An 11,691-nucleotide genomic window follows, 5' to 3' on the forward strand; every position below is an offset into this window, starting at 1 on the left:
GGAAAGTGTCGGGATGGGCTGGGTTGAACGTCCGCGCACAGACGCTCAACCCAGTGCACCGGAACCAGCAGGCAGAGGCTTGCCTGCTGGTTATTCAGCGTTACCCTCTACTACGTTTGTCCCATTTATCGTCGTGTTTGAGGTTTCCATCCTTGAAGTCCCAGAAGATCTCCTCGTAGCGCAATTCAACCTCTTCCAGGTGGTTGAGTTTCGCCTTGTCCGGATCTTTGACGTCGTGCATTTTCGACGCGACCTTCACTACCTTTACTTTTTTCAGCAGGGTGTTGTAGTACTCGACTTCCTGGCCATCGTTGTCGATGCGATAAAATTTGAATTCGGCGCTTTCGAGAGTCTGACCCGTGGTCGCAGCCTTATAGAGGTAGGTGCTGGAGGCATCGATTTCCTTGGTGAACACGTACGGAGCATGGGTCCGCGTACCGGTCAATTTTCCGGTGTTATCGTCGGTGGCGATGTAGACGCTGTGGTCGTGAGCGATTACCTCGATACTGCCTTCGCGACCTTCCACGGTCACTGAACCTTCAATGTCCACGCCGCCGTCATTTTTCAGCCACAGGTAAACGGGAATTGCCATGTGAAGCTCCTTTTCTCAGTACACAAATGCCGCGTTTGCGGCAGGGGGTTGAACGTCTGCACCGGCCGTGGGAAGCGCGCAGGCCCCCGCTTCCGGCACCAGACGGATATCGACGCGACGGTTGGCCTGACGCCCCGCCTCGGTGTCATTGCTCGCGATCGGCTGGCTCTTGCCAAAGCCCTGCACCGCGAAACAGCTGTCGGGGATGCCACCCATGCGTTGCATCCATTCACGTACCGCTGCCGCGCGGGCACGGGACAAGTGCAGATTGTGTTCGTCGCTGCCCACGGCGTCGGTATGCCCGGCGATGACGATCAACCAGCCAGGCTGGGCCTTGATGCCGACCAGGGCGTCGATCAGCACCCTGGTTGATTCGGGCTTGAGCCGGGCGCTGGCACTACTGAACAGCGACAGACTGTCCAGGCGCACCGTTCGCGCGGTACGTGCCGCCAGCGGGCGGGTCGACGGTTGCTTGTGATCGGCGATGGTCGTCAACACCCGGTCACGCAGGCGCTCGCCGTGATACAGGCCAAAACCCAGAGCCATGGGGGCGCCCAGGCGGTAGTACGAGTCCAGTCGCACCGCGTCCTCGCGCAGCACGTTCAACGCATCCTCGCGCCGGGCGAATTCGGCTTGCTCAAGACGCGTCGGCGGGGCAATGGATGTGTAGCGCCGCAGGTCGTCACTGACCTGGCGTAGCAGCATGGTGTTCTGCCAGGTCGAGCTGATCAGGGCGACAACGGTGGCAAACGCGAACAGCCATACCGCGATCACGATTGCGCCACGCTTGGGCGATGGTTGAGGCTGCCGGGGCAGCAGACTCAGCAGAGGGTCAGGAAACGGCAACGGCTCCCCCGTTTCCTGTATAGCGCCATCGGCGTCCAGCAGCGCGGTCTTGTCCCGCTGCCATTGCCGCCACAAGTTGCCGGGCACATAACCGGGCAGTGTCGGCACCAGGGTGCAGGCCCACACCAGCGGCAGGCCGATAGCGTGGCGACCTTCACGGTGGGTGAAGTGCGCCAGGACATGTTCGTCCAGCCAGGCAGCTGCACTGTTGAGCTGGATGCCGGCCTGCAAACGTTGGGTATGGACTTCACTGCAAGCGGACTGCCGGTACCAGTCGTTCGGGCTGAAGCTGGTCCCCGCCTGCAGAATGTTGCAGCGGTCCTGGCCTGCGCCCCAACTGAACCAGGCCCCTTTGGCTGCAGGGGACTGCAGATAGCTGACCAGCATCAACGGCAAACTAAAGCCGCGCTTGCGCGTCAGCGCGACCTGATGATTGAAGGTGCGCACCTGCCCGGCCAACACCCCGGCATTGGTGTGCTCGCCCGGGTTGACGATGAGCATTACTCCGAGCTGTCCGCCCCACTGTGGGCGCATGGTCATGATGCGGTCGACCAGCCCCGGCAGTTGCTCCGTACTGGAAACCCGCAGGTAGCACCCCTGCTGGGTCAAACGCTGCGCCGGATGATCGGCGTGCGCTTCACCAAACAGATTGGACAGGCCATCACCACAGACCAGCACAACGGGTTGGCGGAAGCTCGCCGGTGGCAGCGTGAAATCATCGAGGGAACCGTGCAGTTCCTGTTGCTTTGCTGCCTGACGCACCGCCCGCACCCACGCCAGCGCGACGCTGCCGACAACAATCAAGACGCCAACCCCGCGCGTCCATCCGCCAAACGGGATGATCGCCAGCAGCGTCAGGGCCAGTGCACCGGCCCACAGCCAGAGTCCCTGTTTGAGTTTGAGCGTCATTGACCCCACCTCAGGCGTCCACGGATAACAGGGTCGCCGCCAATCCACCCAGCCACTGATCGAGCCCGTACCAGAGAGCGACCAGCAACAGGCCGGCGGCCAGGGCATTGACCAAGGGCGAGCGCAATCCAGGGAACAGCGTCATGCCCCGACTGCCGCTGACCGTTGCGGTCGAGCGCCGATGCAATTTCAAAGGCGCGACACGCTCATTCAGGGCGGTCAGCAATTGCTCGCGCTCGGGGTCACTGATATCGGCATAACGGCCCTTGAAACCCAGGGTCAGTACCCGCTGGAACGCTGTCAGCACAAGTAGGTCCGCTGCTGGTTCGCGCAGCACCTCACGCATGTCCTCGTAGAGGAACACCCCGGCCTGATGGCGATTGAAAAACTTCGTTTGCAAGGGTTCGCTGGCCCAGTTGGCATGGGCTTTATCGAACGTGAGATTGAGCATGGTTTCGTCCAGCAACGCGCATTGCGCGTGGCTGATATGGTCGATGCTGCGTTGCGCCAGGCCGGCCTTTTCAAGCGACTGGCGAACGCCCTCGACCTGCTGCACGCAAAGCGCTTTGACCGCGTCGCTGTTTTGCGCGGAGGCCCCTTGCCGCAACTCGACCACCAGCAGGAAGCTGTCCTGCAGCAAAGCGTCGATATCAACCGCGTCGTGTTTTTTCGTTTCGATCAGGTTCATGCACGTAGTACCGCGAACAGTTCAAGTTTGACGTCCGCCAGGGTGCTCGGGACGTAGAAGGCACAAACGCCCTGAGCCAGAATGGCTTTGCCCTTGACATGGTTGAGGTCGAGGGCGAAGTACTGGTTTTCCAGGCGCAGGGGAATGGCCGCCGGCACATGGCTGAGGGACTGCAACGGCACGCCGTCGAGGGCGGCGTTGACCAGTTGATCGACTTCGTCCGGTGTACCGATCTTGCACAGGCGCGGGAACTGGCTCTGCAGTTGCACGGCGGGCAGGCGGCAGCGTACCGACAGGTAGAAGTCGGCGCTGTCTGGCTCGCGCAGCCGGGGGTCGTCGAGTCGCACCTGCCAGCGGTTGGAAGAGCTTTCCTCAAGGGTCAGGGCGATAACCCGCGAAGGCAGACTGGCCTCCAGCAACATGGAGATCATGCGCAAAAGTGGCGGGAACACACTTTCCAGGTCTTCGTGGCGGTAAGGCGGAATCTGCTCGACATCGTGTTCGAGGGAAAAGGTCAGTAGGCTACCGGCCAGTTTCGTCAGCTCCAGATAGACCTGCTCGGGAGGTCGCGCAGGCCAGGCCTTGAGATCGGCCAACACCGGCTGGTAAGTGTTCAAGGCATTGAGCAGCCAGAACAATGACACGTCGGCAACGGCGAAGTCGGCCATGCGCTGGTTGCTTTCGCGGCGCATGCCCATCAGTCGCTGGCGCTTGGAGGACAGCTGGGTCAACAAGTTGTCCAGTTGCGTCAGAAGCCCCGGGTGCGCGGAGAAACTGAGCAAGGGTGGAATGTAATCGGGGTCGAGGCTCCAGGCGCCCTGCCCGTCGCGCATCAGCCGCGCGATGGGACAGGTCAGGTAATCGCCGTTCTCGTCGTGTACGAAGCGCAGGCTCAGCACCTGTTCCAGCACGCCGACCGATTGCACTTCATCGGCGTAGATGTCCTGCACCTGACGCCAGTCCTGGCGATATCGGGTAGGCCGATCCCCTTGCCCGCCATCGAACAGGCAATTGTTGCCATTGGCCTGCTCCAGCGGCAGGGCCAGCAGCAAGGTAGCTGCCTGGCTGTCACCGGTCTGCAGGCGCGACAGGTCGAGTCCGGGGGGCAGCCGATCCACTTGATCGCTGTCGATCAGGGTACCGTCCGGCATCCGCAGATTGAGCCGGGTGGCCTTGAGCGTGCCCAGGCGCAGAGCTTCCAGGTCGAAGGCGACACTGCGAACGCCCCAAGGGTGCACCAGGCACAGACGAGCCAGGCACTCGTTGGCCCAGGCCTCCCAGCGCGCCTGCTGCTGGAATTGCTGCGGGGACAGCAAGGCCCCCGCGGCCCACAAGGGGCGGTCGATTTTCATGAGGTCGTATTCCTGCGCAGTGGCTTGAGGTGAACAGGACTCAGGCTTTCGCCTTGGGCATCTGCGAAACCAGCGACAGGTTGACGTCCATGCCTTCCACCTGGAAATGCGGCACGGCATACAACTTGACGCGGAAGAAACCCGGGTTGTCCTCAATGTCTTCGACGGTGACCCGGCCGGCCCGCAACGGGTGCGAAGCCTGCAACGAGTCGCCCGGATCGTTCATCTCGGTGACCAACCCGCTGACCCACCTGTTCAACTCCAGCTCCAGCACACGGCGATCCTTGGTGGTGCCGATGTTTTCGCGCTGGATCAGTTTCAGGTAATGGGCAATGCGCGACAGCAGGAAAATGTATGGCAGGCGCGCATTGATCCGGCTGTTGGCGGTGGCCTCCGGGGTGTCGTACAACGCCGGTTTCTGCGTGGAGTTGGCCGAGAAGAAGCACGCGTAGTCACGGTTCTTGTAGTACGACAGCGGGATAAAACCGAGGTTGGCGAACTCGAACTCGCGCGTTTCCGGAATCATCACTTCCGAAGGGATCTTCACCTGATTGCCAGTGCCCAGGTCGTACAGGTGGATCGGCAGGTCGGTGACCGCGCCACCCGACTGCGGACCGCGGATCTGCACGCACCAGCCGTTGGCGATGAAACTCTTGACCATGTTGGCAGCGAAGGCGAACGAGGCGTTGGTCCACAGGTATTTGTTGTGGTCCGGCCCCTTGACGCTTTCGATGTAGTTGAAGCTACGCACCGGAACGGTGTCCGGGCCATACGGCAGGCGGCCCAACACACGGGGCATGAGCAAGCCTATGTAACGGGCATCGTCGCTGTCGCGGAAGGCTTTCCACTTGATGTATTCGGCACGGTCGAAGTAATTGCCGATGTCCTTGATCGCGGCGACTTCTTCCATCGAACGCTTGCCAAAGAAGGCCGGGCCGACGGAGCCAATGAAGGGCATGTGCGCGGCTGCCGATACTTTGGAAATATTGCGCAGTAAGGCAATGTCTTGCGGGCTGCGGTCGAACTCGAAGTTGGAAATCGCAGCCGCGATCGGCTCACCGCCCGGGGTGTCGTATTCCTGGGTGTAGGTCTGCACATACAGACCACTTTGCGCGATCTCTGGGGCGTCCTCGAAATCCTGAACCAGGTGATCCTTGCTGATATCCAGCAATTCGATCCGCACGTTCTGGCGGAAATCGGTTTGATCGATCAGCGACTTCACACCACGCCAGGTGGATTCGACCCGCTGGAAATCCGGGTGATGCATCACGGCGTCCAGTTGGCGGCTGATCTGTGCATCCAGCGAGGCAATATGTTCATCCAGCAGTGTCCTGTCCAGACGCCGGACTTTGCGCGAAGACTCTTTTATCAACTTTAAAAAAACACTGACCGCGGCCGTCACACGCTCATCGACAGAAACGTCCGACAGCGCCTCGGAATTTTGAAACACTTCAATTTCGCCCAGCACTTTTACCGGGCTGAGATTGATCTTGCCAAACAGCGCGCCATACACGCCGTTATTTTCTTCAGACAACACTGTAGTGCCGCGCGAATGCGCGTGAGATTGCTCAATAGACATTCTGAAAACTTCCTTTTAAACAAGCCGGGGTGAATTAACGGACTTCTTCCACAGCCAGGGCGGCCAGCTCGTCTCGCAGTTCGTCACTGAGAGCCTCATCCATGAGGATGCGCTCCAGCTCATGACGAAACGTGGCATTGTCCAAAAGGTTGGACTTGAGGTCGCGCAACAGGTTACGCATTGCCAGCAACGCGCGCAGTTGCGGAATTTGCCGGGCCACTTGTTCCGGCTCGAAATCCTTCATGCTCTGGAAGCTCAGATCGACCGAGGCCTCGCTCTCGTCCTCCATCAGGGTATTGGCCACGGCCAGCTTGATCTCGGGAGCATATTCGGCCAACACGCTATCGAAATTATTCTTGTCGACAGCGACTTTTTTCCTCTCGAATAACGGCCGCTGTTCCTTGCCGTTACTGTAGTCGCCCATCACCATCAACTTGAGCGGCAGTTCGATTTTTTTCTGTGCATCGCCCGTATGCAAATCGAGCTTGATGTTGACCCGTGCCTTGGGCACTTCGTTTTGAAAACTACCAGAAGCCATAAATCCTCCTTGGATATTTGTAACAACATGCAGCGTTACAAAAATTCAATGACACAATCGAACTCAGGAGTTGAGTCGACACAATCGCAATCAGACTAACAGATAGAGCATGCAAGCTTGCTTCGACGGCGAAAGATGAACCTTTTCAAAGGGCTCCGCAACTACGGAAACACACGCTAAAACACTGTCAGATGTAATAGTGAACCATCTTACAAAGTCATTCCAAGTGCCCAACTTATATTTAGATGCGTCTTACATTACACTCAGATCCTGCCCACTCACTAAATAGCAATTTCCCACAGCGCCAGGGAAACTTCCTACATGCAGAGTAGCGGAATGCTTTAGTTGCCACTCGGGATAACCATTGTGGCAACGGATGATCAGGTAATTGAGAAAAAGCGAGGAGGTGATTTCACGACTGCCGGTACCCGAGTCTTGAAGACCGGGCACAGGCAGCAGTGTTCTGCAGGCTTCTAGAACCTCTCCGCAATCCGCCGATACGGATAATCCGGCTCCCGGTAATCACCCGGCGCCTGCCGTTTGGGCAACTTCACTTTTGCCCGCGGTATTTCTTCATAGGGAATACTCCCCAGCACATCACTGATGATGTTGAGCCGCGCCCGCCGCTTGTCATTCGAATTGGCGACCCGCCACGGGGCGAAGTCGGTGTCGGTGGCTTCGAACATGTCGTCCCGGGCTCGGGAGTAGTCGTACCAGCGGTTATAGGACTTGAGGTCCATCGGCGAGAGTTTCCAGATCTTGCGTCCGTCGGTGATGCGCTCCTTGAGACGCCGGGTCTGCTCTTCCTGGCTCACTTCAAGCCAGTACTTGATCAGGATGATGCCCGATTCGACCAGTGCCTGCTCGACGCGCGGTACCGAAGTGAGAAAGTTGCGCACCTGCTCTTCAGTGCAGAATCCCATGACCCGCTCGACACCGGCGCGGTTGTACCAGCTGCGATCGAAGATCACCACTTCACCGGCTGCCGGCAGGTGCGGCAGATAACGTTGCACATACATCTGGCTTTTTTCCCGATCGGTCGGGGCCGGCAACGCCATCACCCGGAACACCCGCGGGCTGACCCGCTCGGTCAGCGCCTTGATGGTCCCGCCCTTGCCGGCGCCATCCCGGCCCTCGAAGATGATGCAAACCTTCGCGCCCGAGTGCTGTACCCATTCCTGCAGCTTGACCATCTCGACATGCAGCCGCGCCAGTTCCTCGAGATAGTCCTTGTTCTTGAGCTTGCCGCTTACAACCGGTTTGCCTTTCTTTGCCGCCTTCTTCTTTGCCATGCCCGTTACCTCCTTCAATGCGTCACACAGCGCCCGGAGGGTGTCCGGGCGCGTTCATTCAGCGTCGACTGCGCTGGTAATGTTCAACCGCCTGCTCCAGGTTCAGGAACATGCGCGCCTCGCCCAGCGTATGGCCCAACGGGGCCTTGATGACCATGTCCCAGACACTCGGGTTCATGCCCACCAACCACAGTGAAATGCCTTTTTCGCTCATGCGCTGTTCCGCGCCGGTGAGCATTTTCAGGGCGGTGTATTCCAGGTCGAACACACTGCGCAGGTCCAGGACCACGACTTTGGGTGTCGCCCTGTCAATCAGCGGCCGGATCTTCTCGGCGATGCGCTCGGCATTGGCGAAGAAGATCCGCCCCTCGGGCCTGAGCAACAACAGCCCGTCAAACTGTTCGTCGTCTGCGTTGCCGCTGGTCTGCGGGCGATAGACGTTGGTGCCGGGCTTGCGCCCCAGGACATGCACGGGCGGGTCCGAGACCTGATAGGCCAGGGCCAGCAGCGAGACGATGATCGCCACGACGATCCCTTGCAGCGTGCCCAGCAGCATCACGCCGATCATCGCCACCACGGCCCAGGCAAACTCGGTACGGCGCACCGACAGGATCTCGCGAAACTCTGCAGGCTCGATCAGGCCCACCGAATACACAATCACCACGGCTGCGAGCGTGGCATTGGGCAGCAGGCCAATCAGCGGTGCCAGCAACAGGCAAGTGCCCAATGCCAGTGCTGCGGTGATCAGCGAGGCCAGTTGCGAACGGGCACCGGCCAGGCGGTTCACCGCCGTTTGGGTGGTCCCGCCACCGGCGACCATGGCCCCGAGAAACGCCCCACCGATGTTGGCAAAACCCGTGGCCAGCAGCTCCCGGTTCGGTTGTGGCGCGGGCTCGTCACCGCGGGCGAAAGCGCGCCCGGCCGCGATGGTTTCAGTGAAGCTCATCAGCGCGATGCCCATCGCCGACGGCCAGAGCATTTCGGCCATCGACCAGACGGGAAGCGTCGGCGCCGGCAATCCGATCGGCACCACGCCGACGGCGGACACACCGAAGCTGGCAAGGCCCAACAGGCTCATGCCGAGGATGCCAAGCGCGACCGCAATCAAGGGTGCGGGCAGGCGCGGGGTAAAACGCTTCATGCCGACCAGCAGCAATACCATGAACACACCGACCGCCACGGTCGGCAACGAGGCATGTCCGATGCTCTGGAACGTGGCCACCAGGTTGTGCAGGAAACCGCCCTTGTCGATGTGGGTGCCCAGCAGTTTGGGCAGCTGGTCGAGCACGATGACCACACCGATGCCGGCCTTGAAACCCACCAGCACCGGTTCGGAAATGAAATTGGCGACGAAGCCCAGGCGCAGCAACCCCGCGACGATCAGGATCGCGCCCACCATCAGGGCCAGCGTGGCGGAGCCCGCCAGCAAGGTCGCCGCATCGCCACCGGGGCTGATCTGGCCCAGCGCGGAGCCGGCGAGAATGGCCAGGGTGGTGGTGGTGCTGACACTGAGCGGGCGCGAGGTGCCGAGCACGGCATAGATCACCATCGGCACCAGCACCGTGTACAGCCCGACCTGCACCGGCAGGCCGGCAATGGTGGCGTACGCCAGCGCCTTGGGAATGACCACGGCCGCCGCTGTCAGCCCGGCGACCACATCGCCGCGCAACCAGTCTGGCCGATAGTTGGCGAGCCAATCCGGGATCAACAGGCTGCGCACGCCACTGCGCTGTGGAGTGCCTGGAATCCGCTCTTGCGGATTGCTGCCTTGTTGATTCATCAGTCACTCCAGTCGCAGATCGTCCCGTGCGGATGATGAGTGGGGCTCGACTGTCCGCACAATCCTTTAACTGCACGCGTGCCGGCAAGGATCCACGCAGGCCCGGCCAGTTACAAATGTAGCCGGTTTGCACGGCTACGCCGCCACATGGTTGGCGAAGGGAAAAATGCCCCAGCATCACCGTTGAAAAAAGAAAAGCCTTATATGGACGACGTCATGAACGCGATAAATGAGCTATACCCGCTAATTCCCCCCATTGCAGTTCTTCAACCCAGGAGTTTGGCAATGAAGTTCAAGACCTCACTGGCAGCACTCATGGTTGCGGCAAGCCTTTTCGGCTGCACCAACTCATCGACCCACGGCGTGAACGTGAAACTGGAGGCCACCCGGCAAAACCCCGGCCAGATCGGCAACGTCACGCTGACCGACTGGGACAACAAAACCGGCCTCAGCTTCTTCATCAGCGGTGCTCCAACCGGGGTGACCCTGCCCCTGCGCCTGAACTCCTTCATCAATAACGGCACCTGCCAGCAGCCCGGCTCGGTCGCCTACGCGATGAACGACACCGTCAACACCGAACGCCAGCCCGTCGGTGGCTGGGAGTTCAACAGAACCGCACCCGTTCCGCTCAAAACCCTGGTTGAAGGCAAGTATTCGGTCGTCGTCAGAACGGCTTCGACCGATGGCAACGCCGATATTTTCTGCGGCGATATCAAGCCTGCAGAGCCGGTGAAATAGCCGCGTCGGTCGACCCACCCCGGTACCGCTCGTGCCACCGGTTGTCCGGTGCGAGCGGTGACGAGTGCCGGTCACAAAGCTGTCATTACTCACTGATAACGTCTTGGCGCTTTCCCGACCTTACCCACTCGATCCCCGCCCGGGCTTTGCCCAACCGCTCAAGGTGCCACTTCAGGTGTACTCAAGCTCGACGCGCAAGCAAATCATCATCAGGTCCACCGACATGAGCGGCGACGACTTCGGTGCGATGTTCCTGAACCTGTTCGGCAATCTTTACTCCGACTCTGCGCCGCCGCCCCAGAGCATCAGCATCGGCGGGGTCTACGGCAGGCACGAAGGCGTCAGCTTTCGCCGCATGCACTTTCACGGCGACTTCACGGTGGCTTTCCCCGTTCCCCTTGATGAAATCACCTTCGTCATTCCCACCGCCGGCAAGATCGTCTTCAACCACGTCACCGAGTCGGTAGGTTTTGCTCAGATTGGTTTGGCCATCGACAAGGCCGAGGTGCGTTCGGCACGTTTTTCCGACAATCATGCGCAGCACGGGATTTCGATCAGCCGGGCGCTGATCACCGAACGGCTGTCGATGTTGCTGGGCAAGCCGATCCTGCAAAAAGTCTGTTTCGAGCCCGTGGTGGATCTGAGCGTACCCGCCTTGCAGGGCATCAAGGCGCTGGTGGACATGGCCACGGGGACCGAGTTCGACCTGCTGATCAACACCGGCTCGCTGATGCCTTCGCGCCTTCGCGAAATGCTGGTCGACGCGGTGCTCGAGACCTGGCCGCACAACTTCACCGAAGCCCTCAAGCGCCCTTCTCCGCTGATAGCGCCGCGGCATGTGAAGCTGGCCGTCGAGTACATTCAGGCGCACCCCGACCACCTGGCCAGCGGCACCGAGCTGGCGCAAGTGAGCAACGTCAGCCTGCGCGCATTGCAGGAGGGTTTTCAGCGATTCATGGGCACTTCGATCGTTGCCTATCAGCGCCAGGTACGCCTGGAGCGCGCCTATGCCGCGCTGTCCCAGGGGCTGTCGCCTTCGGTGACGGACGTCGCCCTGCAACACGGCTTCAGCAATGTCGGGCGGTTTTGCCAATATTTCCAGAGCGCCTACGGCATCAGCCCGGCAGATGTGAGAAAGGGCCAGCGAACGCGGCCGATGGCGACCAATTGAGGGTGACGAGTGGCATGCTGAAGACAGTTGCTCCCACAAGGTTTTGGGCTTGCCACATGATCCGGGCACGACACACAACCTGGACTGACCCCAAAATGTTGGACGGTCTACTGCCACATGCCCACTGACTGAGTCCTGTATTCCACAGGACTCAGTCCGCCGAGCTTTGATTTGATCCGATCATGATTGTAGTAACTGATGTACTC

Annotated in this window: 11 protein-coding genes; 2 read left to right on the forward strand and 9 right to left on the reverse strand. The window is 60.2% G+C overall.

Going from position 1 to position 11,691, the window contains the following annotated elements; genetic code table 11:
• Window positions 1-100 precede the first annotated feature (100 nt).
• The 8 genes from tssD to EI969_RS11565 form a co-directional block, all read right to left on the reverse strand.
• Window positions 101-592 (reverse strand): type VI secretion system tube protein TssD, encoded by a 492-nt coding sequence (tssD, locus tag EI969_RS11530; protein ID WP_160387909.1) that lies wholly within the window; start codon window positions 590-592, stop codon window positions 101-103.
• Between the two features lie 15 nt (window positions 593-607).
• Window positions 608-2,347 carry an OmpA family protein gene (locus EI969_RS11535; protein ID WP_160387910.1) on the reverse strand — a complete coding sequence of 580 codons (1,740 nt, stop codon included), beginning with the start codon at window positions 2,345-2,347 and terminating at the stop codon, window positions 608-610.
• 10 nt (window positions 2,348-2,357) lie between these two features.
• The gene (gene tssL / locus EI969_RS11540) at window positions 2,358-3,035 is read right to left on the reverse strand and encodes a type VI secretion system protein TssL, short form (RefSeq protein ID WP_160387911.1); all 678 of its coding nucleotides are present in this window, start codon (window positions 3,033-3,035) and stop codon (window positions 2,358-2,360) included.
• Complete coding sequence (gene tssK, locus EI969_RS11545) at window positions 3,032-4,387, reverse strand: type VI secretion system baseplate subunit TssK (RefSeq protein ID WP_160387912.1); 1,356 nt, start codon at window positions 4,385-4,387, stop codon at window positions 3,032-3,034. The genes tssL and tssK overlap by 4 nt, the downstream gene beginning before the upstream one ends.
• A 40-nt stretch (window positions 4,388-4,427) precedes the next feature.
• Complete coding sequence (gene tssC, locus EI969_RS11550; protein ID WP_160387913.1) at window positions 4,428-5,966, reverse strand: type VI secretion system contractile sheath large subunit; 1,539 nt, start codon at window positions 5,964-5,966, stop codon at window positions 4,428-4,430.
• 34 nt (window positions 5,967-6,000) lie between these two features.
• On the reverse strand, window positions 6,001-6,504 hold the full coding sequence (gene tssB / locus EI969_RS11555; protein WP_160387914.1) for a type VI secretion system contractile sheath small subunit: 504 nt from the start codon (window positions 6,502-6,504) through the stop codon (window positions 6,001-6,003).
• Between the two features lie 473 nt (window positions 6,505-6,977).
• On the reverse strand, window positions 6,978-7,796 hold the full coding sequence (gene ppk2, locus EI969_RS11560; protein WP_160387915.1) for a polyphosphate kinase 2: 819 nt from the start codon (window positions 7,794-7,796) through the stop codon (window positions 6,978-6,980).
• Between the two features lie 58 nt (window positions 7,797-7,854).
• Window positions 7,855-9,576 (reverse strand): SulP family inorganic anion transporter, encoded by a 1,722-nt coding sequence (locus EI969_RS11565; RefSeq protein ID WP_160387916.1) that lies wholly within the window; start codon window positions 9,574-9,576, stop codon window positions 7,855-7,857.
• A 285-nt stretch (window positions 9,577-9,861) separates the two neighbouring features.
• Between EI969_RS11565 and EI969_RS11570 the strand changes: the two genes are divergently transcribed.
• The gene (locus tag EI969_RS11570; RefSeq protein ID WP_160387917.1) at window positions 9,862-10,314 is read left to right on the forward strand and encodes a hypothetical protein; all 453 of its coding nucleotides are present in this window, start codon (window positions 9,862-9,864) and stop codon (window positions 10,312-10,314) included.
• A gap of 223 nt (window positions 10,315-10,537) precedes the next feature.
• Window positions 10,538-11,485: an AraC family transcriptional regulator gene (locus EI969_RS11575; protein ID WP_178120631.1), complete on the forward strand. Its 948-nt coding sequence runs from the start codon at window positions 10,538-10,540 to the stop codon at window positions 11,483-11,485.
• A 107-nt stretch (window positions 11,486-11,592) separates the two neighbouring features.
• Here the strand turns inward: EI969_RS11575 and EI969_RS11580 are convergent.
• Window positions 11,593-11,691 (reverse strand): IS3 family transposase (locus EI969_RS11580; protein ID WP_151214274.1); only part of this gene is annotated, 99 nt, incomplete at its 5' end.

Source organism: Pseudomonas sp. PB101 (assembly GCF_009764265.1).
GTDB lineage: Bacteria > Pseudomonadota > Gammaproteobacteria > Pseudomonadales > Pseudomonadaceae > Aquipseudomonas.